Here is a 24,601-nt window from a genome sequence, read left to right as displayed (position 1 = left end):
CGCGGGACGTGGCAAATGACGGAGAAAACTGTATTCAACAGACGACTTTGCGTGATGAATATTTTTTCAGGAGCCTGTAGGCGGGACCGAGTGATATCCGCGGTTGCTGATTGATCCAGCAGGTGCTGCCCAATCCCTAGACTCAATTCCTAGTTGCCGTCCGCCGGGAAGCTGAAGAAGTCGCTTGTTTCCAGGTCACGACAAGACGGAGGCTACTTCGATCAAAAGTGAACGGCCTCGAGATGCGAGGTTCCGCTACAGGAAAGGTGACTTGTAACGCTGGCTCTGTCGGAATGTTCAATTGAGGAATTGCCGTTTGGCTGCCCGATCGCTTCTTGACGGAGTCAATTTCCGGAGATAACGTGGTTTGGTGTCAAATGAAACAACTGGCCGACCAACTTCCGATTGGTTGTATCGCCGGAAATGCTTGTCTCACGTCGTTGCGGGCCACTCGATGTGGCTTCACCTAGCCACGAGTCTTGGCCACTCGGACATGGTGACGTTGTGAGAACTCAATTTGTGAACGCGAACAGTTTATGAACGCAAATCCTTTGGAGGTCGCTGATCGCTGGCGATATGCGTTCATCGGGGGCGTGTTAGCGATTTCCCTGTCGCTGGTGATCGAGAGTTTTTCGTGGTGGTCGATCGATAACGACCGGGGAATCGAAACCTCTTTGCCAGCGAGTTTGCCGAGTCAGCAAGCAGAAACGCTCTACAAACAGGCGTTTTCTAGCGACTTGATGAGCAACAGTTTGTTCATTGTGCTGCGTCGAACGGGGCGACAAGGTGGGTTGCGACCGGCGGACCGTGTCTTCGTCGAAGACACGCTACAACCGGCTTTGGAAGCATTGACTGTTCCGGGCGATGAGGCGACGCGAACGCGAGTCGTCAAGAATGTGCGAACCGCCAACAACAAATACATCGGGCCGCTCTTGGACAGCGACGATGAAAAAGCCACGCTCGTCGCGGTGGAATTGCAGAGCGATCTGGATGATCAAGAAACTGTCAAGGCCATTGATCACATCGAGCAGCTCATTGCGCAGCGAGAGCCCTTGGCGTCGTCGCCGCTGAGTTTGTTCCGGAAAGGCGTGATTCCGCCCGGGCTTTCGATGGAGATGAGTGGCATTGTCGGCTTCACGCGGGACATCAACCGGGCGAACAAATCGAGTGTGCGGTCAATTGAATTATGGTCGCTGTTGGGTTTGGGCATCTTGCTGATCTTGACGCAAAAATCCCCGGTCTTGGTCGTGATACCGTTGCTTGTGGTGTTTCTGTCCGTCCATGCGGCTTTGGGGGTTCTCACGCTGACCACGCGACTCGGTTGGCTATTTCTGTATTCGGATATTCGATGTTACGCCGCCGTTGTCTTCTACGGAGTGGCCGCCGAGCATTGCCTTCGGCTCTTGATTCGGTATCGGAGACAACTCGAGCATCAACGACGTTCGGCGAACACCCCGCCAAAGTTTTCATGGCATGAATCGCGACCAATCTTGATCGCTACCCTCACGATGGTCGGCATTTCAGCGGCGTTGTTATTGGCCGACTTCGGTCGTTTTCAGCAGGTCGGGGCCGTCTTGGTGGTGGGGCTTGTCATCACTTGGCTCACGACTAGCATCCTGACATTCGGCGTGATGTGGGTGTTGAGACACTGGATCTTTTGGCCCAATCGATCCCGAACGAGATTCTCCACACGACGTTCGTGGTTGCGGTCTCGACGACAAACCCCCGGCACGGTGGGCGGTGGATTCGAACTTCAATCCCCCTGGATGACGTGTGGACTGGTGCTTGCGGTCGTCCTGCCGTTCGCGATTCTTACCGTCTTCAACGCCGATCGTACGACTTACAGTCTGCTCAATGTGCTTCCGATCCACGCACCGAGTGTCATCGGTGCCGAGGCTGCTCAACAACACTTTCCACCAGGTGCGACGAGTCCGATCACGATTTTGCTTGAGGACAAAACCGTTGAGTTCAACGCTGTAGACGGGAAAAAACTTGTTGCCGATTTGACCAAGTGCATGGCTTCGGCATCAGAAACACACGGCATCTTAGATGTTCGCAGCTTAGCGTTCCCACTCGGGTTGCGAGAGGAACGGAAGATCGAAGAGACTGTTCCTTTTCGGATGCTTCGACACCGGGCCGCGGTGTCTCATTATGTTGCAGACAACGGTCGCTGGGACGGCCACGTCACGAAACTGGATGTGATCGTCGATGAGAATCCATTCTCGCGGAGCGGCTTCCAAGAGTTTGAACGCCTGCAATCGATGGTGCATGACTGCCTGCCGCCGGAGTTAAGCGATGCACGCGTTCATTTTTTGGGGGCGACGGCACGAATCTACGATTTGCAGACCGTCGATCAACATGACCGTGTGATGGTGCAGATCGTGTCGGTGTTGCTCGCGGCTTGTCTTTCGTGGGTGGCGGTCCGACGAGCTTCTGCTGTGTGCGTTCTGGTCTGTTCCGGATTGCTGTGCTGGTTGGCAACAATGGGCGTTTGTGCGGTCGTTCTTCGTGACGTCGTTGCCGGTGGACCTTATGAGTTGGATTGGCAGGTGGTCACACTTTCGTTCACGATCTTGTTCGCGGTGGTGTTTCCCGGCAACTTGGTTCTGGTACGCAGTTTTCTCACGACTGGCCCGCATTCGCCTTCCGAAGAGAGTGAAGGCGTGTTTCTCGGCGGGTTGGCGATGATTGTCTGTTCGCTGTCGATGTTTGCCAGTGACGTGCTGGGATTACAACAGTTGGGATTGGCGATGGTGGTGGGAATGATCATCACCACCACACTGATTCGCCCATTCTTCATCCCCAGTTGGATGCGAATGCTGAATACCAACTCAAACGACACAGACGATCTGCGTCACAATGGACCATCGGACCAGATCGACAAGGAGCCGCGGACCGAATACGCCGGAACGGACTCGGCCGGTTGATTGCTCGCTAATCGCGTCCTAGAAGATATGACCTTCTTGCGGGCCGGATTCTGTAACCGTCAAGACTTCCGGGCCGTCCTGCGTCATGAGAATGGTGTGCTCGAATTGCGCGGACAAACCGCCATCGACCGTGCGAACCGTCCAGCCATCGGTCCGATCGAGGCTCGTGCGATATCCGCCAATGTTCAACATTGGTTCAATCGTGAAGCACATCCCCGGCTTGATGATCTGTCGGCCAAGTTTTGCATCGGGAAAGTGCGGCACACCCGGTTCCTGGTGGAATGCGCGGCCAATTCCGTGTCCTTGGTATTCGCGGACGATTTCGTAGCCCTTGGCACGAGCGAAGTGGTAAATCGCCCGACCGATATCCACAACGCGTCCCCCCGGTTTGATGGCATGGATGCCCTTCCAAAGCGAGTCGAAAGTCGTTTGCACAAGGGCTTTGGCTTCCGAGGAGACTTCGCCAATGAGGAACGTTTCCGATTGATCCCCGTGCCAACCATCGACAATTGTGGTGATATCCACGTTGACGATGTCGCCATCTTGGAGCGGGATATCGTTGGGAATTCCGTGGCAAACAACGTCATTGACGCTGGTGCAGATCGTCTTTGGGTATCCGCGATAACCCAGGCACGCCGGCGTATGCCCGTGACTGAGCGTGTACTCGTTCGCCAAGCGATCAAGATCGTTGGTCGTCACACCGGGCTCGACGTACTGCCGAAGATGGTCCATTAATTGCGCGTTGAACTTTGCAGCCGTTCGCAGTGATTGACGATCACGTTCGTTGTAAATGGGGGGCTTTTTATTCAACACGATAGAATCCCAAGCTGAAATTTTGTCTCGATCGACCGAAGCCGAATGGCGAAGACGTATTGTTTCGAGTTTGCCGATCGAGATCAACCGCCGTTGTTCACGGCACTGGTTATTTCGATTCAAAACGAGGATTTGTCCAACGGTTTACGGTCCTTGGACGGGGTTCTTCAAGATTCCGATGCCCGCGATTTCCGCTTCGACGGTATCACCGGCTTTGAGGAATTTTCCTTTCGGGAAGCCCACACCGTCTGGAGTGCCGGTCGAGATGACATCACCGGGGGCCAACGTCACGAAGCTGGAAATGAATTCCACGATTGCTGCGACGGGAAAGACCATGTCGGAGGTGTTGGCGTCTTGTTCGGTCTCACCGTTGACGCGAAGATCAAGCTTCAGACCTTGTGGGTCGGTGATGGTGTTGGCTGAGGTCACACAGGGGCCCATCGGGCAGAAGGTGTCGTGCCATTTGCCGTGCAGCCAGTCAAAGAAGGAATCTTTCTCCCGATCAGCACGATTGGGATTCGGTTTGAATTTTCGATCGGAGATGTCGTTGATCACGGTGTATCCCGCGACGTAATTCAACGCTTCACCTTCGGAAACGCCTTTGCATTCGCGACCGATGACAATGCCCAATTCGAGTTCCCAGTCGACATGGTTCGGCGAGACGGCGGGAATTTGGATGGGATCGTTCGGGTTCGTTAGCGTCGTCAACGGTGGCTTCATGAAGACGTACGGAAAAGTCTTCGCCCGTTCTTCGGCTTTGCCACCGCCCTCTTCGATGTGCTTGGAGTAGTTCCCGGCCAGCAACATCAATTTCGAGGGATTCGGAATCGGCACCAACAGCTTGACATCATCGACGGAAACACTGGTTCCTGCGTCCATCTTTTCGGCGGCGGACTGGGTTTGTTCGCCGAACTCACCGTGTGGTAGGAACGGCAGGACCGAATCGTTCGCGGTGAGAGTGGAATCAATCGACTTCAGAGGAACGACGGTGTCGTCTTGATAAAATCCAATTTGAATGCTGTTTTCGTACTCGAATCGACAAAGACGCATGGCGGGTCTCGGCTTGGAGGCAATGGCAAGTAGTTTCAATACGCGACAGTCTGAAGGCTTTCGCCCGTTCTCGCAATGCAATTGGCGTCTTGATCGCACAAGGTAGGCTGGCGAAAATTCGGATTCCAACTAGAATCAACGGCTTCATTGTCAGGTTTTTGTTGGATTGTCGTGTTTGATCGGCTTGCATGTCCGCATCGATTTCCCCAGCTCGGGAGTTTCCTCTCGTCCACGAACTCGGATCTGTTCCGGATGTTTCGACCGTCGCACGGGCGTTCGCAGATTGGCCGCATTTGGCGGTGCTCGAGAGTGTGAAGACGTCGCCTGCGTTGGGCCGTTATTCCTACGTGACCGCTGATCCGATTCGCTGCTTTCAGCGAGACCGCGTTCGTTTTGGTGAAGAACCGCTTGAACCCATTTGGTCGCAGCTTGCCACCTGGAGCACACCACCTCAACCCGATCTGCCCCCGTTCCAGGGCGGCGCGATTGGTCTGCTTGGTTACGAGTTGGGGGGCGCTTGGGAACGAATTCCACGTGCTCACCGTGATGAATTTCAGATTCCCGACTTAGCAGTGGGAATTTACGACTGGGTGATTGCGTGGGATCATCACACCGATCAGGCATGGATTATTTCACAAGGGCTGCCGAATCGTACCGATGACCACAGCCGACAGCGACGGTCTCAGGAACGAATGTCGCAAGTCCTGTCACGACTGAAAAACGCCACTGCAATTGTCGAGCAGCCACTCTCCGCCAACTCATTGGTTCCCGAGGCTCAGCACACTCTGGAGAATTGGCCGTCCGTCACGAGCAACTTTTCGTCAGATCAGTATTTGCGGGCGGTGGAACGCGTCATTGAGTACATCAACGCTGGCGACATCTTTCAGGCGAATCTTTCACAGCGATTGTTAGCGGCTCAGTCGTGTTCGCCATTGGAATTGTATGCACGGTTGCGGCAATCGAATCCGGCTCCATTTGCAGGATTTTTTCGATGGGACGACTGGTTTCTTGCCAGTGCTTCACCAGAGCGGTTCGTGCAGATCAATGATGGTTTCGTGGAGACCCGACCGATCAAGGGTACGCGACGGCGTCGCAGTCGTCCGGAAGCGGACTTGTATTCGGCTGCTGAACTCAAGGCGAGTGAAAAGGACCAAGCCGAGAATGTGATGATTGTCGATTTGCTACGAAACGACTTATCCCGCGTTTGCGAGGCCGGTTCGATTCGGGTTCCACAGTTGTGTCAGGTGGAGAGTTTCGAGACCGTGCAGCACTTGGTCTCGGTGGTCCAAGGGCGATTGAAAGCCGGACTTTCCGCCGCTGATTTGATCCGAGCTTCATTCCCCGGTGGATCGATCACCGGTGCACCCAAAATCCGTGCCATGGAGATTATCGCCGAACTTGAAACGACGGTTCGCGGTCCCTACTGTGGAAACCTCTTCTGGGCGGGGTTGAACGGCGCGTTTGACAGCAACATCCTGATTCGGACATTTGTTGGAAGACATGGTTGGCTGCAATGTTCGGTGGGCGGCGGGATCGTCGCTCAATCCACTCCACAGGCCGAGTACGAAGAGACGTGGCATAAAGCCGAAGGAATGCTGCGTGCCCTGCCCTGATAACCTCGGGCTTCGAGTGTGACGCACCATGATTCTTCTGATCGACAATTTCGACAGCTTCGTTTACAACTTAGCGCGCTACTTCGAGGAGTTGCACTGCCAAACCGTCGTCCGGCGAAACGATGTCTCTGTGGATGAGGTGATGTCCCTCGCACCGACGGCCATTGTGTTGTCACCGGGACCGTGTAGTCCTGCTGAAGCTGGCGTGAGTGTGGAGTTGGTGCAGCGTCTCGGTTCTCGCGTGCCCATTCTCGGCGTGTGCTTAGGACATCAAGCAATTGCCGCCGCGTTTGGAGGACATATTGTCCGTGCTCCTCGGCCGGTACACGGACAGACCAGTCCCGTTCATCATGACGCCCAAGGACTCTTTCACGATCTTCCGGAACCCTTGGAAGCCACGCGGTATCACTCTTTGATCGTGGATGAATCAACGCTTCCCCCAGAGTTGGAGATCACCGCACGAACGCCGGAGAACATCCCGATGGCGCTGCGTCATCGGGATCGGCCGGTGATGGGGGTGCAGTTCCATCCCGAGTCTATTCTCACCGACTCTGGGCACCGCCTGCTCTGGAATTTCTTGCAATTGAGCGGCATCGACACTCCATACGATTGCCCAGCGGAATGGATTCCGTCACCACGCGACACAAACTTGCCGTCCTACGACGGCCCGATTCATTGGTGAGTGTTCGGGTTTTCAGAACCGGTGCGATGGGAACGATTGTAACGATCGTGCGGCCCACTGGTTCGATACGACCGGCACAACTGCGCTCGATCGGCAGTTTCGAGACGGAGCCAACCAACCAGAATCGACGTGCCCCTACTGAACTGGTCGATACGATCCAACAGGACGAGGTAATCAACCCTCGTCGGCATTTTGCGGCGACGTTGTTGAGCATTGGCATCGACGCGTTTCCGTATGGAGATCGGTTGTCTGGAACATCGGCGAGACGCTGATTTCGGCTGGAACACTCACGAGAGAGTTTCGCTGGGATGTTAGCAGTCCTTAAGTCTTCATGTTCCGCATGACGATACGCACGACCGTGAAAAGTAGACTGTTCTAACATGCGAATTGGGCATCTTTTCCACTGGATCGTTTTGGTCGGCGGTGTGCTGGCGGCCTCTGGGGCGTCGGTAATCGCGGCTGGACCGGGCTGGGTCAATGACTTTCGCCAAGCACAGGCGATTGGGCAGAAACTCAATCGGCCTGTACTCGTGCATTTTCATGCCGCTTGGTGCGGGCCGTGTCGACGAATGGAACGCGAAGTTCTTCGTTCTGGCGAACTGGCTCGGGAATTGAAGAACCGGTTTGTCGGTGTCAAAGTCGACGCAGACCGACACCCAGAATTACTCAAACAGTATGGCATCCGCTCGCTGCCAGCTGATCTGTTGCTATCTCCCGATGGGAAAGTCATTTCGCTGGATTTCGGATATCAGCCGAAGTCTGAGTATCTCGCGCGAATGAATCGCGTCGCCGCAAAATTCGTGAGCAAATCCCACGAAGATCGCCAACCACCCAAGCCGGCGGAAATTGCAGTGAAGCCGAAGACCTTCCAACTGGGATTGGAAGGCTACTGCCCGGTTTCCCTGTCGAATTGGCGGGAGTGGCGACGCGGACAGAAAAAATTTGAAGTCGAACACCAAGGGGTCACGTATCGCTGTGCAAGCGCGGCGGAAAAGAAATCCTTCGAGGCCAATCCCGAACAATTTGTGCCCCAGCTACTTGGTTGCGATCCGGTCGTTCTCTATCGCACCGATCGGGCGATCACCGGCACAACGAAATACGGTGCATACTTCGACGGTTCGCTATATCTCTTCACCACCGAGGAAACTCGAACCGAGTTCAAGCAACACCCGATCCGTTACACGCGAACACGACATGTCTTGCGAGTGGATCAGCTGGAAACCACTGTCACACGCTGAGTTAACACACCGGACAATCCATCGGAAAACTTTGAAAAACGACCGAAAGCCGGACGAGTGCGATTGACAGAACTTCATGATCCGTTATGATACGCACAGTTTTGGTAATTGAGATTTGGAGGGGTGTTAAACATCTCCCTGAGGTCTCTTTTCTAGTTTCTCGGTTGAAGTTGTTGCTATCAACTTCCCATCACATTATCAATTCAACGCTCCTCTTTTGGTTCTCAGTTGGTTTGGGCTCATCGCTTAAATCCTCACATTGATGTTTGTGAGAACTGGGTGCATGACTTTGCTTCGAGGGGTGTGGCTGAAGCTGGCCCGTTGTTACGTTCGGGCTTGGATTCATGTGGTGGGCTCCGTGAGGTTTAGCAAGATTTGCTTGCAGGCCAGTTAGCTGTGACGCCCAGTCTCTCTGATGGGTTTTTACTGGGGTCATCGCTAGCGTTTCATTGAGCGTCAACTGAGGGTTCAGTGTGTCCGTGTGTCACAAACACCTTCGTGGATCATCAGCTGAAAGAATCCAGGTCGAAGAGTCGTAAGGGCGACGGTTGAACGGGTTGTTTTGACCTGTTTCGGTAGTCGTTCCTTGGCAACGCACTCGTTTCTACTTAGTCAATGGTCAGCGGGTTTCGGGAAACGCGAAATCGAATTCCCGGCCGCGCAAAAGCAGTTTTCGCTACTCCGTAGCTTCCTTTGTCCGACGGGTTCGGCCGCGCCGAATGGGTTCGTGGAATCACCGTTGGTATCGGGAAATCTACTGCCAGATTGCTGATTTAAGGTTTTCAATCGGAATCGAGCGCATGGCGACTCTAGCCATCTTCAAGCTTAGTTGGCTCTTCACAATCCGAAGCGAGGCTGGATCGGCTCGTTACGCACGAGCTTTTCGCTGCGTCAATCTTTGTTAACGGAAAATCAACGGAATCGGTTTATGCCAACTCAGGGTTCAACGTCGACTGCTCGCACCACTCGTCGTCGCGTGTCTCGCAAAAAGTCTACCGCGGAAGACACTGTGAATGACGAGTCAACTTCCGCCGAGACCGAGAATGCGGAATCGTCGCTGAACGAAGACTCCGCGGCGGAAGAAACCAAAAAGAGCAAAAGCACGACCACCCGCCGTCGTCGAACGACGCGAAAGAAAGCGGAGGCCGAACCAGAACCAACGGCCGACGACGGCGCGACCGAAACCGACGATTTCGGAGCCGGCATCGAACCGGAACCGAAGACAAAAACTCGCCGAAGACGCACCAAAGCGATGACCACGAAGGCGTCCACCACCAAGACACGGACTCGAAAGTCCGCGAAAACAAAGGCCGAAGAGCCAGAAGCGGACGAGCCCAAAGCTGAAGCGGTAGAAAGCCCACCGGTTGAGCCCGTGGCGTCTGCAAAAGAAGAATCAGCGGAGTTTGTCGAGTCACAATCGGAATCTCGGCAGGACGAAGTTCAATCGTCGAGTGAATCGGACGAGCGTTCCTCGTCAGCCGACACCCGCCCTCCTCGCAATTCCGATGACGAATCTGGTGGCCGTCGGCGACGACGTCGGCGACGACGCCGATCGCGTGACAACGACAATCAAAATTCAGGCGGCTCCCACAACTCTCGTGGAAATCGTGGTCGATCGCGAACCACGCGAACACGGTCCTACGATCAAAGCAACGAGGACATCACCGGGACGATCGAAGGTGTGCTCGAGTTGCACCCCAAGAACTACGGTTTCTTGAGAAGCCCCGAGAAGAACTACTCCGCCCAAGATTCCGACGCTTTCGTATCCAGTTCCTTCATTGACAAGCATGGGCTGCGTGAAGGGGTGTTGATTCGTGGGGAAGTCGGACCTGGCACCAAAGGGCAAGGTCCTCGACTGAAATCGATCGAAACTATCGACGGTCGGACCATCGAAGAGTACCAGAAGATTCGGCATTTCGATGAGCTGACACCGGTCAATCCGTTCGAGCAAATTCGGCTCGAGACTGGACCACGCCCCATCACCATGCGAGTAATGGATTTGCTGACTCCGATTGGGAAAGGTCAGCGTGCCCTGCTGGTGGCTCCACCGCGTTCCGGGAAAACGATGTTGCTCCACGACATCGCCGCCGCCGTGAGCGAGAATCATCCAGAGATGAAGTTGATGGTCCTGCTCATCGACGAGCGTCCGGAAGAAGTGACCGAGATTCGCCGCAGCACCAACGGCGAAGTCATCGCTTCGTCGATGGACCGTGAGGTCGAAAGTCACATTCGAGTCAGCCAATTGTTGATCGAGCGTGCCAAGCGGCTGGCGGAAGCTGGTGGTGAAGTGTTCGTGCTGCTCGATAGCATCACTCGAACCGCTCGGGCCTTCAACAAGTGGGTCGGAAACAGTGGACGGACCGGGACAGGCGGTTTGGATGTCAAAGCGATGGACATTCCGCGAAAGATCTTCGGGACTGCTCGTCGGTTCGAAGAAGGTGGATCGTTGACGATCTTGGCGACCGCTCTGATCGACACCGGTAGCCGAATGGACGACGCGATCTTCCAAGAGTTCAAAGGGACCGGCAACATGGAAGCGATTCTGAGTCGGGATCTTGCGGACCGTCGCATTTGGCCGGCTCTCGACATCGGCAAGTCCGGAACTCGTCGCGAAGAGAAAATCCTCGAACCGGAAACTCTCGACACCGTGACGCTGCTTCGGCGGAGTTTGGTCTCGCTGAATCCCACGGAAGCAATGGAAGAGCTGACACGGAAGCTGGAAATGTTCCCTTCCAACGCCGAGTTCTTACAGAAGATTCGCAACGTGCTGTAGCGTGGGAGGCTGCGGTTCGTCAACGCGATTCGCTGCCGTCTCGCCTTTCAACTCTCTGGTTTTCCTCAAGGAAATCCGGCAACCGTTGCAACTTAAAATCGCGGTTCGTTTTAACGCACCGGAAATCCATACGGATTGACCGGACGGTAGATCCGTTGCGGAGGAAAGATCGACCCGCGAAGCGTGGGACGAGCCGTAGAGTAACCGATCGCCTTGCGATAAGCGATTCGCGCACGTCTTGCGTTCGCACGGATGCGTTCCCGTTGGCGGATTTGCTCCCATGCCTGCTCTTCAGCAGACGGGGTGCGGGTGTCGCGAGGCGGGAGTTCGATCACTGGACTGATGATCGTCGGAGGCGTGTCCACGTCTACAATCGGTGCAGGTGTAGTCCAGGTATCGGCAACGGTATCGGTTGTGCGTTCATATCGTTCCAATCGCTCCTGGGGGATTGTGAGCGGTGGTGACGAAACGATTGGTTTCGCAAGAGCCCGGTTCGGTGATTCCGCGATTGCCGCCGGTGGCCAGATGATCGTAGATGTCTGAGGTTCGGCGGCCTCACCGAAACCTGCCGTGAGAAGTGTCAGGCCGAACAGCAGCCCGGTTAGGTACACTCGCATTGGTTCCACTCCCCCACAACAGCGCATGTCGCTTATGCGTCGCGTTCAACAAGTGCGGCTCTTCAGTGAACCGACAGTCACTACGCGCAAGCTAGACTGGGCCTGATCGCAACCATCACTGGACCACGCAACGTTTCGGTGTTCGCAGTGGTCACTATTGATCTTATCGGCTGCGAGAGGGAGTCGAGTGAAGTGAATCGCAATTCGTCACCCCACGTGATGTCAGACGGGGCGGACTTCCAGCGAGCGAACAAGAGCATCTTGCTGTGAGATCGGCACGAAGCAGACGTAAACAAGACCGTCTTCTTGCCAACTTCGGATGGCCAACCCATGTCGGGTGGCGATGGAACGATAAGCGCCATCCATGAAAGAATGCCCTTCAGGCACGGAGCTAACCCGATCGGTCGGAATCGTTAAGAGCACGCCCCGTAAATCAGATCGATGGGAACTTCGTGGATCCCGGAATCGAAATTCTCGGACGGCGATCGAGTGCGAGGCCGCATCGACCGGGAAACCTTTGATCGACGGGCCGAAGGAAATACGACGTTCGTCGAGCCAACCACCCGAAGGCAAAATCGGTTCGAAGTCCCCTTGGAACGCCGGCAGGGCGTTAACGGAATCTGTCTCAAATGGAATGCCAGTTTGGACTTCCACCAAGTCAATTTGTGACGGTTGCGACTGAATGAGCCAAAAACCCAAGACGAACGAGAAGGTCAACACGGCAGCGGCCACACCGCGAAAGTAGCGACGCGATCTTGTCGTGGGCTTCTGAGGCGAGTCTGGAGTATTCGCGACCTGAGTTTTCTCCGTTACGGCGGCATGGAGTCGCTCGCGAAGCCCCTCAGGAATTGGGACCGATCGGATTGTTTCTCCGATGAGCCGATCGGTTGCTTGTCGTTGCTCGAATAGTTTGCAAGCGGCGGGGTCATCTTCAATGGCGGAGAGAGCGGCAGCCAAATCGGGATCCTCCCGATCGAGGAAGCCCGGTCGGGCGGCCTCCAACTGCTCAAGTGCGGTTTTAGGATGCATAGGAAAAACCTAAAAATCTGCGATTAGCCGACAGTTCCACCGTCGGACAAAAAATGCGAAAACTCCTTGCTCTCGCCGTTGGTTCTGAATCAATTCTCAATAATGTTCCCGGGTGACGAAGCAACTTCAACTGCAACGGGTTGCAACTTCTTCCGGAGATGTTCTTTGCCTCGTGAAAGCCGACTCATTACGGTTCCCGCCGGCAAATCCAACTGGCTTGCAATCTCTTTGTAGCTGAATTCTTCAAAGTAGAACAAGATGAGCGGAATGCGAAATTCGTCGGGAAGCTCGTCGATTACATTCTGTAAACTCTTTTCATCGATGGTTTTCGGCGGATTTGTCTCTTCTTCCGGTTCGCCAACACGTTCCAGTGAAACCGTCTTCGTATGTCGTTGAGACCGCTTCGACTTCAGGTACGCATTCCGCAAAATTGTGAACAACCAACTGCGGGCGGCCGTTGGGTCACGCAATTGGTCCAAATTCTCCTGAGCCAACAAGTACGTTTGTTGGGTAAGATCCTCGGCATCCGTTTGCGAACCGGACAAACGGTACGCATACCGATACAAGACTTGGTAGTGATCGTCGATCAAACTCGCCAAACTGATTGGCTCGATCGTCTGGTCGTCCATGGATCTCCCTAGAGATATGATCCCGCCGCCCCGGTTTTATTCCCACAACTTTGGGAAATCCGCTAATCGGCTCGGATGCAATCTGCACACTTTACGCTTTGGAGACCGTTTCGTCACGTCAAATATGCGTGATGTGCGAGATCCGGCGGTCGGATTGGGAACGCTGCCGCCGATCATGGATCGCGGAATCGTGAAGCATGGACCAGAACTCATCCCGTTTTAAGGTCGCGACTGGCGATGTGAGGCAGACGCGAAATGCGTTCTTGGCGATCAGTCGCATCATTCTGCGATTGCGGGACTGCCAGCGTTACTTTGCCAGGACTTCCAGAAGACCGCCGGGTGCGTGTTTCGCCAAAGTGCCAAGGCGTTTCCGACATGGCTGTAGAACGTGTACTTTTGGCGAATTTCCGCTTCGGTTTTGCCGGTGGTGTTTGCAATCAACCAGGCTGCGGCTTTGCGGACTTGCTCACGTGGTGGGTGAAGTTCCAACGGGGCGATGGCGAGCCATTCCAGATGATGACCAGTGGCGATCACTTCACGGTACTCGGCAGAGTTCGGATCCGGGTTGATAAGTGCGTTCGCGCCATCCGGCCAGTTGGTCGGCCAACGTCCATCGGGATGCTGGGACGCGATGATCGAATCACGGACGCCTTCCAAATGGTTCCAAACTTCGGCCTCAGCGGCATCGGAGAGAATGTCGAATTCCTGATCCAACCGCCACAAGACCATCAGCGAATACACACGATGCGTTCCGCTGCAAACACCGAGTTGTCGTTGTCCACGAATGAGACGACGGGCCAGCATGTCGAAATCAATGCGGCGATCGGTCGCGGTGCGGAATTCCTTGGTGGGCGGCAGATACAACGCGAACGACAACGTCGACCATTCCGTTTCTCGTTCGTCCAGTCGGAAGTCTTGCAGGGCTTGTTGGAGCATGTCTTCCACATCGTGATGCAACCCAGACGGCGTGAAGACGCGTTCATCGAGCGACACCCCAGCTTCCGCCAAGCAGGCTAACATATGGTCGTGATGGACCGAAAGTGCGGCCTGACTGCCCCAGCGGACATCGATTCCATGCGATTGTTCCACGAGAATCGGCTCCACGTCGTGCCCGTCACCGGACAGACTCCACGAAGCCGCGTATTGGCTATGGTCGACGAGAAAATCCCGCAGTTCCGCGCCGGACATCACTTCTGGATCGCGGAACTCAGCCGATTGCCCCCACGCTCGCAACGCGTGTTCGACATAGTTCGGCTTTCGTTGCGATGCCGGGAATTTCGGGCGAATCTTTGCCAACACGGCGGCCAACTCGGCATCCGTGACGACAGACGGATCATCGTACAGCGGTGCGATCGTCAGCGGTTCACGGCGTGGTAATGGAAGTTCTGGACGAGTCTCGGTCCGCGTGACGAGTTTCTCGAAGCGTCTGGTGTTTCGTTCATTCAATGCCGCAAATCCGACGGCAAACGCTCCCAGAAAGAGAGCTTGCACGATGAGGATTGTTTTCCATGAGGATTGTTGGCGACGCATCGAATTATCCGAAGGTGAATTGAGAATTCGGTCAGTTAAACACGGCGGTGATGAGGAACGTCTAGATGGGTTCGGTGCGTGTGAAGATCACAGCCAACGCTGATTCAAACTCGACTCGCCACTGCGGATCACGTTTCATGTGATCGATTAGACGCCCGCTGTACAACTTGTCCACGATCATCAAGTTGATACCGTAGCGGTCCAGAGTTTGTTCGAAGCTATTCCGCATCATCGACACGGTGCGATAATGACCCCAAACCGTGCGCGGGATGTATTGCACGTGCGAAGCAACGAAGACATCGAGTTGCTCGGGGCCGGCCCACAGAAGGTAATCACCCCAGTAATAGGGATTGAAAATCACGCCTTTGGGAATGCGTCCGTCCGCCGCCATCTGCTGAAGGTGGGCTGTTGCATCAATCGGCGTGTTCGGCGAGAGCATTCGACGCTGACTTTGGAGGCTAGGTTCCTTGCCATGCAAGACCCGCAACGCGAAGTTGGTCGGTGCGAAACACAGCCAGATCAACGCTAACCCCATGACCGTCCATAAGCTGGCCACGTTGCGGGTATTTTCCACAGGAGAGCGGTTCTGCAATCGGTTCCAGACCGCGGCACCATGTCGGGCGAGGTAATAGGCTGCCACCGGTGCCCACCAGAGAATCATGCGGGAATACCACAGCGTGGCCACACCCAAACCGGCGAGCAGAATGACTTCGACCGAACGCACACGTCGAGGCGACAGCCGGTACAACACGATGAGTGCAAAGCTGATCGCTGCCGCAGCCTGTCCCTGGGACATCCGCAGGTTCAAGGCGTCCCATTCGATGAGGTCACTGAGATTCGGGTTACTGCCAAACGTGAGCACCTCTGTGTAGAGGGCCAACCCGTACGGATTGATCAATGCGGCAACCGCTGCCAGTTGTGTCACAAGGACCAAGCGTTGAGTCTGTCGGCTGGACACGACGGCTTTCAGGTTTCGGGTCCGTCTGAGCACATCGAACCCATGCCCAATTGCGAACGATCCGATCAGCACCAACCCCATGATGAATGACCCATGCAGGTTGGCCCACAGCCCGATCAACGCGGGAATCGTCACCCAGAATGCGGATTTCCATTGGCGAGCCGTGAGTACCGCAAACAACGCGATGAAACACGCTAAGCCCGCAAGTTGCGGACGAATAATGAGTAGTTGCTGCCAATCCACCCACAGGAACGCGCACACGCTGAGCACGCTGACGACGAAGTTCTGCGTGTGCCGATAGAACCGGGTCATCAGAATCGAGACGCATGCGGTGATGCTCACAGCGTACAAGAACTGCAACACGGAAATGCCGAGATTCTCGTAAGCCAAGTACGTCAGGTACTGCGACAGCCAGGCGGTATCGATGAAATCCACACCGACGGCGAGCGGCATCAGCGGTTCTTCACCGTAAAGTGCCCCCAACCCCTCTTCCGCAAGCACACGACCGTAGGAAAGGTGTCCCCAGAGATCGGTATGCCACAGGGGTTGGTAACTCAGGTAGAGAAAGAAGACCCCGAGTAACGCAACGCCAGCGGGAAACACCCACGAGGTCCGAAACCATTCGGGCATCTTGTCTTGGAGCACCAATTCGTCGGCATCCGTAGCGGAATCATCCGCGGCCGTATTCCCGGTCTGATGGGAACTTGGTTCCGCCGTCATTGTGGATACCACATGATCGGAGGATGTGAATTCTTCCTTGTCGGCGTAGGACATAACATATTCTTGCGAACAGTGAAGATTTGACGAGAGGTTGAGAAAATCGAAATGGCTCGGTGAGCAATCGCGAAACTTCCCACATAGAGCCTAAACCGCCAGTCCAATGAACCGGGAAACGACTTGGCTGATTTCCTTCTTCGGCAACGTGGTTTCCGTTGCGAACAATGATTTTGGCAATCGGAGGGATTTCGCAGGTTTTACGAAGAAGATGGGTCGGTGGTCTTCTGAGGACGAGCCGGCGTGTCGGGAGCGGAAAAAAACGGAACTTCGCGAGTTTGACTGGTCCTCAGCGACTGAAGTCCTTTGCAGACGGTTTCCCAGATTTCCAGCGACCCACCATTTTCGCTTTCAAAACCTCTCGCCGCATGAGCCGGGATTCCAATGCCACGTGCTTCCGCGATCGCGTCCTGATTGGCTCCCAAGAAGACGAATTGCCATCGGTTTTGCCGACGTTGATGTCGGATCATGTCGAACACGAGTTTGCGATCAAATTCCGAACTCGCATTTTCAAGTCCGTCGGTCAAAATCACGAACACGACATGCCTTGGACGTTCGTCTTCGGGAATGGCAAGTAACCGTGTGGACGCCAAGCGAATGCTGGTGCCGATTGCGTCCAGAAGTGCGGTGGCTCCGCGAGGTTGGTAGGTCTCGAAGTCTAGCTCCGCTGCTTCCTTGAGATCTTTCGCGACGTAAACGGATTCGGTTCGGTCGTCGAACTGGATCAACGTGAGTCGGCAGCGGTCCGGCAGTTCTCGTTGCCGCCGCAACATCCGGTTGTAACCCTCGATGGTTTCGTTGATGACGCTGCCCATAGACCCGGAACGATCGAGAACGATCGTCATGTCAGTCTCATATTGCAACGCCATTGAGGAAGTCCTTGTGCGTACCGGCAGTCGGGGAGGCGGCCCATCATTTGTAGAGAGGTGTTTGATATGAGAGAACAATTCACATCTATCATATCGCCAATAATCGCAATCTGTCGAGTAAAATCCCGATTCGTCGCCCATGCAACTGTACCGCGACCAGTGTCAATGCGGGCACTGGCAAATCGCAATCATGATCTTTTGGAACACTGGGTTGATTTGGACTTGGGTGAGCATGCGACACTTTTTGTCGGGGGGGGGGATGCGATCTACTGCAATGGGAATTATCCGTCGGAATCCGACATGCGGAATCGTGCGAGGCTCAATCGTCCATGATTTTGCGAGTCGCGGGGTGATGGTCACGGAGGAGATGTTCCATCAGGCCTCGTTGTCGGATGAGTCCTGTCACCTGATCGTTTTCATCGACCAACACGCCCAAGTCTTCCCCCAGTCGCCGAAGTTGGAGCAGTGCTTCCAGCTTCTTTTGTTTCGCTGGAAGACGCGGCATTTCCCGCAAAAGATCTTTGACGGAACGCTGTGTGACCATCAGATCAACGGTTCGCACATAGGCATGCCAAGCATTGGGATCGCCGACCCGGTGGACCGGGATCGCTGGCAAGGCAAACTGCTGAGCAGTCTTGAGCATCTCCGCACGGGAGGCATCCGCAGCACATCCGATGACCATTGCCGGAGCGGTGGCGACCTGTTGAACCGGCTCATCGGCGATGGTCAGCAGCCCGTGCACTAGCTTGTTCTGAAGCTCTGTCAGCAAGCCTTGTCGGTGCCCTTCCGTGACCGCTTGCGTAAGTCGATTTCGACTCAGCACACGCCCCGTACGGACATCTTCCGCTTCTCCGAACCGCTCGAACAGGCGAGCCACCATCATCAAAGGCAAACTGACGGGAAGCAGAGCATAGTAACAAGCTTGCAGCTTCCAGGAGTCGCGTTTGAGGAAGTGCATCGGGGCACGGAAGTAGAGATTCTTGGGCAGCAACTCTCCAAAGATGAACACGACGGGGGTCAACATGAGCGTCGCGACGAGTTCCATCGATCCGGCTTGGTTGGGGAACAGACTCAAGGAGATCATCCCGATCGCCAGTGTGGTCACATAATTGGCCACATTGTTGCCGACAAGTGCGGTAGAAACGAATGTGCTCGGTGCCTGCATGAACTGCAGCAGTCGTCGCGACGCCGGTTCGCCGGTTCTCGCGTCCAAGCTGATCCGCAAATAGCTGAGCCGATAGAAGCCGGTTTCTGATCCACTAAAGAAAGCCGACAACCGCAAGCCGACCCCGAAAATCACCAAAGCGATGATCAACTGCAAGCTATCGGGAATTGACAAGAGTGAGAATATCATGCGGGTTGTGACGTCCCTTTCAAAGTGACTCTGACTCCATTCGTCGGACGAGCACGCGAATCCAACCGTGTTGCGGAACGTCAGTCACCTTCAGGTGGTAGCCCCGCCAATCGCATTCGTCACCGACGACGGGAATATGTTCGAGCAATTCATACATTAGTCCGGCCAATGTGATCAATCCGTCCGGCGTGGGTTCGTATTCCAAGCCAAGTCGCAAACAGAGATACCGTAACGTCGTCACGCCATCGACATGAAACTCACCCGGTTTCACCTCAACAACCGGTTCCCGCTGCAACAATCGTCGGGCACGACTGGGCTGAGCAGCGAGCATGCCGTCGAGGATGTCATCTTTCAGCACAATCCCGATCGTTTCACCATATTCGTTCACAACGGACAGCACGTTGGTCCAATTGGCTTTCATCTCCGTCAAGGCGTACGTCAGCGTGGAACACCATGGCACGGGTTGCACGACGTCGGCAATCCGTTCCAAGTTCGTCTGCTGCGAGAATGGGACCTGATTCATTGAAACCGCGGCGTAGATTTCGTCGCTGCCTTCCGGAACGAGCGCGATGATTTCCCCGGGGGGAACTTCGCCGCCCAAGTCGGCCAGATTCACGGGTGGCGACATCGTCACATATGTGCCACGAGGCCGCATCGCTTCCTCCACTGAAATCACCGAAAGGTCTAATATGTTTTGCAACACATGCCGTTCATGTTCGACCACTTCGGCACTTTGCTTAGCGACTTCGATCAGGCGTTCCAAATCCTCGGCGGCCAAATGGGGTTCGCGAACCAAACCCGGCCAGAACGTTCGACGGGCAATCCGTGTGAGCCGAGCAAGATGCGGAATGATCGGGTCGAGAATTCTCACGGCGACACTGAGCGGTAGGCTAACCGTGCGAGCAAGAAACTTTCGGAAGACGACCGCGAAACTCTTCGGCAACACTTCGCCGATCAGGATGATGAAGAACAGGCTGAACAACCCGAAACCGGCAGCGGCGGCACTCTGACCGGCATCGGCGAGCTTGTGCGACACAATCACTGTCACCGCGAAGTACAATAGGTTGATGACCAGGTTCCAAAAGAGAACCGCCGTCAGCAAGCGATCGGGCTCTCGCATCAGACTCGCCGCGATTCGCTCTGGTGCTTTGCCAACACGAAATCGCCGAAGCTCGTCCTGCGAGAGAAAGAACAACGCGGTTTCACTCGAGGAGAAGAAACCGGACCCGATCACCAACCCGCCCATCACGATCAACCAATGCGACCAAAGTTGCATAGATTCCAAGAATTCGTGAAACATAGCTGGGCAAGTCCGGCGGCGTCGTGCGATTGAGCGAGCGAAGTTTAGCGATCGTGCGTTGTGCGTCCGAGTGCCATGTCGAACTCACTGATGGCAGGAACAAGCATCGCGATCGTGGGAAATCCGTAGGCGGCGAGAATCGTCAAGCAAACTCCCAAAGAACCGCCGAGCAAATACGAAGTGATCGCATAAAACGTAAAGAACGGCAAAATCCCCGCAGAGAGGGTTAACGCACCGGACGGGATTTTGTGCCGCAACGATGCATACAACGCGATACTTCCCACACCGATGAAGACCACGAAACTTTGGAATTGGAGGAAGAACGAACTACTCGCTTCCACAAGCAAAATCATAAAGACGAAGATTCCAATAAACAGAAAGAATATGGTGCCCAGACTGTTGGCGACGGCGGAACGAGACCGTTCGAAGCTCAACCCCGCATGAAGTCCGAGCGACGCTGCGAACAAAATCAAAGTGAACAACCCGATTTCCAGATACAGGAAGTTTTCCCAACTCACCAACCCTGCGGTGGCGAACCAGAGTATCATCGCGGTGGGGACCAGAATTAGTTCTTTCGTATTCCACAGCGAACCCAACAGCTTGCCAAAGATGAACTCCTTGGCGGTGATATCAGTGACCAATAGCAACTCCAGCGTCTTCATATCGCGTTCGCTGGTCATCGAGGTCACGGTTTGAGCGTTGATCAAGATCAGTCCAAGAATCGTTAACGCAAGCAATGCGAAACCAGGCGTTGAGAGCATTCCCAGAAATTGCGGACCGTCATCAATTGCCGGTGTTACGGCTCCGGAGATCGCGTAACACACAAACCCAGCCAATACGAGATACGCGAGTTTGATCGCGAACACCTTGCGTCCATACGCCCGGGTGCCAACCTCCCGCCAATAAACCGGATTGCCTCTAACTTCGCGAGATTTAGCCCGTTGTTCGGTGGCATCGTCGGCATCCGCGTTGGCTTGAAAGAAGATGAACCGCGACGGATTCCAAATTCGGAGTCGCCAAATCGTGACCGCATTCAAGCCAACCGCCAAGGCGAGCAACGCCAACACCGAGGACAAGCCCGAGACACTCGGCGGTGCCAAACTAACATGACCTTGCAACGGACTAAGGACCGAAAACAAGGACCGATACGGATTCAGTTGAGCAATCGCACGACCGACGCCGGAGTCCGACCCCATGACGAGCAAGAGTCCTTCCACGACACCGATAAACAGCACCAATCCGAGCATGCTGATTGCGAGTGTTTGGAACGTCTTCTCTCGCCAAAAAGCCACCAATGCTCCCCAACTTCCCGCTGCAATTGCTGCGGCTGTGCAGATGCCGATGGCCCAAAATATCTGGCTGAGCATCACCCCACCTAACACGTGTAGCAGCACGAAGGCGGGAATCGATATCCCTAACATGATCAACACGTTAAGTAGGCTCGCGCTCAGTTTTCCGAGGACGAGTTCGTGGTCGCGCATGTCGGTCATCAATAGCAGAATCATCGTGCGACGATCCTTTTCCTGACTGACATTGTTCGCGACGAACAGCAAGGCGAAGAACAATACGAGCGACAATTGAACCAGCGAAAATACTTGGAATACCAACGCACCGAAACGCGCGAGATCACCGACGGTTCGGGTTTGTTTCCAACCGAACGTGACCTGCCCCGCCGTGAACATCAGCAGGAACAACGCCGCGATGTACCCCGCCCGCACCAGGAAATGCCGAAACTGGCGTGGCGTCGTTAGGGCTTCTCTCGCAAAAATCGGACCGGCAAGCACGCGATTTCTCCCAACTTCAATTACAGTCGTCGTTGATGAGTCTCAGAGAACAGGAATCACTGGTGAGATGACTTCAAGCGGTCTCGAACTTACCACGACCAGTTTTTGACGTTTTTCAAATTCTGAATGCAGAACCCCGGCCATTCACCGCGATGGAGTGCGATGATCGTTTCCGCGGCCATCGAAAACGTGTCCTCGTGCGATTCCTCATCCAGCCCAGCCAGATGTCCCGCGAGAAGCACGTTATCGAATTCCAAAAGCGGGCTGTCGGTTGGTAGCGGTTCGGTTTCGAAGACGTCCAAACCGGCTCCCGCCAAATGACCGCTCCGCAGGGCTTCGCACAATGCCGGTTCGTCGACCAACCGGCCCCTCGCTGTGTTGAGTAACACGCTTCCGGGTTTCATCTTGCCGAGATTCTCGGTGCTCATCAGATGATGATTCTCTGCCGTCGCCGGCAAGTGTAACGAGACGAAATCCGAACGCGACAGCAACTCGTCAAACCCAACTGATTCAATCCGATGTTGTTTCAGAAATTCATCATCGGGATATGGTTCGTACGTCAGCACATTCATCCCGAGTCCGGCGGCACGCCAGGCAACCGCTTTGCCGATGCGACCAAGCCCGACAATTCCAATCGTTCGTCCCATCACCCGCGGACGCGCAATACGTTTCCAACGACCGTCTCGAACACGCATGTCGTTGTCCGGCCAACCGCGAGCGACCGCCATCAGCATGGCAATCGTATGTTCCGCGACAGCATGGTGATTCACTCCCGGCGTTGTACTCACGACAATCTTGCGTGAGTCGCAAGCCTCCAAGTCGACAGCGTCGAAACCAACACCCGTTCGTGCGATGGCACGCAACCGTGGGCAACGCTCCAAAACCTCGGCCGTATACGGTTCCGACCCGGCAATGGTGGCGTCTATGTTTTGCAGTTGATCTGCGAACACCTCGGGGTTGGAAAGATCGAGTGCACGGTCCACAACATCGACTTCAAACCCCGCTTTGCGAAGGATTTCAAAGTGCGGACCTTCCTCGGCATTCAACGAACAACACAAAACGCTTGGCATCGCCGGGCTCCCAAAGACTTCGGACGTTGCCCCAGAGTAGCGGAGCGGCTCGAAAAACGCCAAGCCGCCTACGTCCGCTTTTCCAGGATCATCGAATTTTCATTTGGTGTCTCGGTCGTGTTTGCGTCGTTGTACGGCGGAGATTTCTGGCACCGTCAGAAAGCCCCAGCGGAGGGACTCGTCTTGTGTATACTGCTTGCCCAAGGTGAGCGCGGTAATAGCTTTGGCGAACTCATAGCCGAGATAAAACGCATGACTCGGATCGGTGATGCCCACGTCAGCCGCAAGTTGGTCGAACACCGCATACGGATCGGTGCCCCGCCAATACCCGTCACGGTTCATGATGTGAATTTCCCCGCGTTCGGCGAAGATCCGGAAATTCGGGTCCGTCAACTGCGACGCCATCGCCTGCAACGTGTCTTCCCCGCGAATCGTTGGTTTGGAATCACGCAATAGAACCAGGTCCGAACTGATATGTTTCGGCAGCGACTGCGTTTTGACGCTATGCCAAGTCTGTCGACGTGCGAGGTCGAACTCTCGAACCGCTGATTGACACCACGGAATCACTTCTGTGGTCAAGACGCTGCCAATGTTCAATTCTTGACAGAACCCCGCCAAGAGCATGTTCACGCCGGCGGAATCGACCTCGGTCAGTTCCGTCAGGTTGCCAATGCCCATCATCATCGGGATGTTCGGCCAGCGTTTTCGACATTCGATGTATCGCCCGAGAGATGCTGCGAAACCAAAACCGATTGGCTCCAAGATTGGATCAAGACGGAACTTCGCTCCGGCTGCGTTAAGACAGTCGATCGTGGCTTGCATGGTTTCGGGGTGGCGGGGATCGTCGGGAATGACGACCAATTCCGCCGGCAGATTCGCGGCCCAGTCTCGGTTGGTCGCGTTGCAACTGAGCACGCACTCGGCACCCGCGTCGACCGCCGCTTCCACTTCCCGTTGATCGAAACTGTCGATCGACACCCGATGCCCATTCGCACATAACCGCTGCACGGCGTTGGCCACCCCATTCCAACTTTCATTCGGGATACATCCAATGTCGATGACATCCGCGCCGCTTTCCCGATAACGGTCGGCTAGTTGGAGTAACTCCGTTGCCATCAGTCGAGGGGCGTGATTGATTTCCGCGAGGATTTCAATGTCGTAATTCGTGAGGGCCACGGGCGGACGGGCTCCGCGACCGAAATACTGCGGCAGATCGTACAAGTCTTTCGGTCCACGCTCGAATTGGCAGCCAAATTGGTCCGCCAACGGCTCAAGGTCGCCCTGGCACCAACCCGGCAAAACCACGCGATCGTATTGCTCGGTGATTTCGAGTTTCCGAGAGACCCATTTCGTGTGCATCAACGCCGCCACGCTGATTCCGAGGACGGAAACGTCAGCCTCGAATCCAGCGGAACTTTCGATTTCCCGGACCACGTTTCGTAGGGCGGTTTCGGCGAGTCGGCCGGTCACGAACAGAATTCGCTCGGGGCGGGACGAGGATTCATCACGTGTGGCCGGATTGGTCATTGAATTCAAATTCCCACGGGAACCGAACGCCAGACTTGGAGGAGTCGGCTCTCGTGTCTTCCTA

At 55.1% G+C, this 24,601-nt stretch carries 18 protein-coding genes; 5 read left to right on the top strand and 13 right to left on the bottom strand.

From position 1 onward, the window contains the following. Positions 1-536: 536 nt before the first annotated feature. Positions 537-2,927: an MMPL family transporter gene (locus G6R38_RS03750; RefSeq protein ID WP_166820320.1), complete on the top strand. Its 2,391-nt coding sequence runs from the start codon at positions 537-539 to the stop codon at positions 2,925-2,927. 18 nt (positions 2,928-2,945) lie between these two features. Here the strand turns inward: G6R38_RS03750 and map are convergent, their stop codons facing one another. Both map and G6R38_RS03740 read right to left on the bottom strand, forming a co-directional pair. Further along, a complete protein-coding gene (gene map / locus G6R38_RS03745; protein WP_166821064.1) occupies positions 2,946-3,743 on the bottom strand; it encodes a type I methionyl aminopeptidase in 798 nt (265 codons plus the stop codon). 141 nt (positions 3,744-3,884) lie between these two features. Continuing rightward, positions 3,885-4,790, bottom strand: a complete 906-nt coding sequence (locus G6R38_RS03740; protein WP_166820319.1) for a fumarylacetoacetate hydrolase family protein — start codon at positions 4,788-4,790, stop codon at positions 3,885-3,887. A gap of 188 nt (positions 4,791-4,978) precedes the next feature. Between G6R38_RS03740 and pabB the strand changes: the two genes are divergently transcribed. The 4 genes from pabB (at position 4,979) to rho (ending at position 11,096) form a co-directional block, all read left to right on the top strand. Continuing rightward, a complete protein-coding gene (gene pabB / locus G6R38_RS03735; RefSeq protein ID WP_166820318.1) occupies positions 4,979-6,403 on the top strand; it encodes an aminodeoxychorismate synthase component I in 1,425 nt (474 codons plus the stop codon). Between the two features lie 28 nt (positions 6,404-6,431). Beyond that, on the top strand, positions 6,432-7,085 hold the full coding sequence (locus G6R38_RS03730; protein WP_166820317.1) for an anthranilate synthase component II: 654 nt from the start codon (positions 6,432-6,434) through the stop codon (positions 7,083-7,085). Between the two features lie 380 nt (positions 7,086-7,465). Next, the gene (locus G6R38_RS03725) at positions 7,466-8,323 is read left to right on the top strand and encodes a thioredoxin domain-containing protein (RefSeq protein ID WP_166820316.1); all 858 of its coding nucleotides are present in this window, start codon (positions 7,466-7,468) and stop codon (positions 8,321-8,323) included. A gap of 928 nt (positions 8,324-9,251) precedes the next feature. Next, positions 9,252-11,096: a transcription termination factor Rho gene (rho, locus tag G6R38_RS03720; RefSeq protein ID WP_240928054.1), complete on the top strand. Its 1,845-nt coding sequence runs from the start codon at positions 9,252-9,254 to the stop codon at positions 11,094-11,096. A 110-nt stretch (positions 11,097-11,206) separates the two neighbouring features. On the opposite strand, the gene G6R38_RS03715 is transcribed toward rho, so the two are convergent. The 11 genes from G6R38_RS03715 to G6R38_RS03665 all read right to left on the bottom strand — a co-directional run bounded on the left by G6R38_RS03715 (position 11,207) and on the right by G6R38_RS03665 (position 24,537). Then, complete coding sequence (locus tag G6R38_RS03715) at positions 11,207-11,713, bottom strand: hypothetical protein (protein WP_166820315.1); 507 nt, start codon at positions 11,711-11,713, stop codon at positions 11,207-11,209. A 222-nt stretch (positions 11,714-11,935) separates the two neighbouring features. Further along, positions 11,936-12,742 carry a DUF3379 domain-containing protein gene (locus G6R38_RS03710; RefSeq protein WP_166820314.1) on the bottom strand — a complete coding sequence of 269 codons (807 nt, stop codon included), beginning with the start codon at positions 12,740-12,742 and terminating at the stop codon, positions 11,936-11,938. An 89-nt stretch (positions 12,743-12,831) separates the two neighbouring features. After that, positions 12,832-13,371: an RNA polymerase sigma factor gene (locus G6R38_RS03705; RefSeq protein ID WP_166820313.1), complete on the bottom strand. Its 540-nt coding sequence runs from the start codon at positions 13,369-13,371 to the stop codon at positions 12,832-12,834. Positions 13,372-13,650: 279 nt separating this feature from the next. After that, the gene (locus tag G6R38_RS03700; protein ID WP_166820312.1) at positions 13,651-14,901 is read right to left on the bottom strand and encodes a hypothetical protein; all 1,251 of its coding nucleotides are present in this window, start codon (positions 14,899-14,901) and stop codon (positions 13,651-13,653) included. A gap of 61 nt (positions 14,902-14,962) precedes the next feature. Further along, positions 14,963-16,633: a hypothetical protein gene (locus tag G6R38_RS03695; protein ID WP_166820311.1), complete on the bottom strand. Its 1,671-nt coding sequence runs from the start codon at positions 16,631-16,633 to the stop codon at positions 14,963-14,965. Between the two features lie 200 nt (positions 16,634-16,833). Further along, positions 16,834-17,502, bottom strand: a complete 669-nt coding sequence (locus G6R38_RS03690; RefSeq protein WP_166820310.1) for a vWA domain-containing protein — start codon at positions 17,500-17,502, stop codon at positions 16,834-16,836. A 319-nt stretch (positions 17,503-17,821) separates the two neighbouring features. Then, a complete protein-coding gene (locus G6R38_RS03685; RefSeq protein WP_166820309.1) occupies positions 17,822-18,856 on the bottom strand; it encodes a CNNM domain-containing protein in 1,035 nt (344 codons plus the stop codon). A 19-nt stretch (positions 18,857-18,875) separates the two neighbouring features. Next, positions 18,876-20,156 carry a CNNM domain-containing protein gene (locus tag G6R38_RS03680; RefSeq protein WP_166820308.1) on the bottom strand — a complete coding sequence of 427 codons (1,281 nt, stop codon included), beginning with the start codon at positions 20,154-20,156 and terminating at the stop codon, positions 18,876-18,878. A gap of 44 nt (positions 20,157-20,200) precedes the next feature. Beyond that, positions 20,201-21,940 (bottom strand): ABC transporter permease, encoded by a 1,740-nt coding sequence (locus tag G6R38_RS03675; protein WP_166820307.1) that lies wholly within the window; start codon positions 21,938-21,940, stop codon positions 20,201-20,203. 89 nt (positions 21,941-22,029) lie between these two features. Further along, positions 22,030-23,010 (bottom strand): phosphoglycerate dehydrogenase, encoded by a 981-nt coding sequence (locus G6R38_RS03670; protein ID WP_166820306.1) that lies wholly within the window; start codon positions 23,008-23,010, stop codon positions 22,030-22,032. A 99-nt stretch (positions 23,011-23,109) separates the two neighbouring features. Next, complete coding sequence (locus tag G6R38_RS03665; protein WP_166820305.1) at positions 23,110-24,537, bottom strand: DUF6513 domain-containing protein; 1,428 nt, start codon at positions 24,535-24,537, stop codon at positions 23,110-23,112. Positions 24,538-24,601 lie beyond the last annotated feature (64 nt).

Source organism: Thalassoroseus pseudoceratinae (assembly GCF_011634775.1).
Taxonomy (GTDB): Bacteria; Planctomycetota; Planctomycetia; order Planctomycetales; family Planctomycetaceae; genus Thalassoroseus; species Thalassoroseus pseudoceratinae.
Note: the sequence above shows the minus strand (reverse complement) of the source record. Positions and strands in the feature narration are given on the sequence as shown.

What these genes read in the sequence shown, in the direction of transcription:
- G6R38_RS03750 (WP_166820320.1), top strand. Translation starts at nt 537, where the DNA reads ATGAACGCAAATCCTTTGGAGGTCGCTGATCGCTGGCGATATGCGTTC.
- G6R38_RS03740 (WP_166820319.1), bottom strand. Translation starts at nt 4,790, where the DNA reads ATGCGTCTTTGTCGATTCGAGTACGAAAACAGCATTCAAATTGGATTT.
- pabB (WP_166820318.1), top strand. Translation starts at nt 4,979, where the DNA reads ATGTCCGCATCGATTTCCCCAGCTCGGGAGTTTCCTCTCGTCCACGAA.
- G6R38_RS03730 (WP_166820317.1), top strand. Translation starts at nt 6,432, where the DNA reads ATGATTCTTCTGATCGACAATTTCGACAGCTTCGTTTACAACTTAGCG.
- G6R38_RS03725 (WP_166820316.1), top strand. Translation starts at nt 7,466, where the DNA reads ATGCGAATTGGGCATCTTTTCCACTGGATCGTTTTGGTCGGCGGTGTG.
- rho (WP_240928054.1), top strand. Translation starts at nt 9,252, where the DNA reads ATGCCAACTCAGGGTTCAACGTCGACTGCTCGCACCACTCGTCGTCGC.
- G6R38_RS03715 (WP_166820315.1), bottom strand. Translation starts at nt 11,713, where the DNA reads ATGCGAGTGTACCTAACCGGGCTGCTGTTCGGCCTGACACTTCTCACG.
- G6R38_RS03710 (WP_166820314.1), bottom strand. Translation starts at nt 12,742, where the DNA reads ATGCATCCTAAAACCGCACTTGAGCAGTTGGAGGCCGCCCGACCGGGC.
- G6R38_RS03705 (WP_166820313.1), bottom strand. Translation starts at nt 13,371, where the DNA reads ATGGACGACCAGACGATCGAGCCAATCAGTTTGGCGAGTTTGATCGAC.
- G6R38_RS03700 (WP_166820312.1), bottom strand. Translation starts at nt 14,901, where the DNA reads ATGCGTCGCCAACAATCCTCATGGAAAACAATCCTCATCGTGCAAGCT.
- G6R38_RS03695 (WP_166820311.1), bottom strand. Translation starts at nt 16,633, where the DNA reads ATGTCCTACGCCGACAAGGAAGAATTCACATCCTCCGATCATGTGGTA.
- G6R38_RS03690 (WP_166820310.1), bottom strand. Translation starts at nt 17,502, where the DNA reads ATGGCGTTGCAATATGAGACTGACATGACGATCGTTCTCGATCGTTCC.
- G6R38_RS03685 (WP_166820309.1), bottom strand. Translation starts at nt 18,856, where the DNA reads ATGATATTCTCACTCTTGTCAATTCCCGATAGCTTGCAGTTGATCATC.
- G6R38_RS03680 (WP_166820308.1), bottom strand. Translation starts at nt 20,156, where the DNA reads ATGTTTCACGAATTCTTGGAATCTATGCAACTTTGGTCGCATTGGTTG.
- G6R38_RS03670 (WP_166820306.1), bottom strand. Translation starts at nt 23,010, where the DNA reads ATGCCAAGCGTTTTGTGTTGTTCGTTGAATGCCGAGGAAGGTCCGCAC.
- G6R38_RS03665 (WP_166820305.1), bottom strand. Translation starts at nt 24,537, where the DNA reads ATGACCAATCCGGCCACACGTGATGAATCCTCGTCCCGCCCCGAGCGA.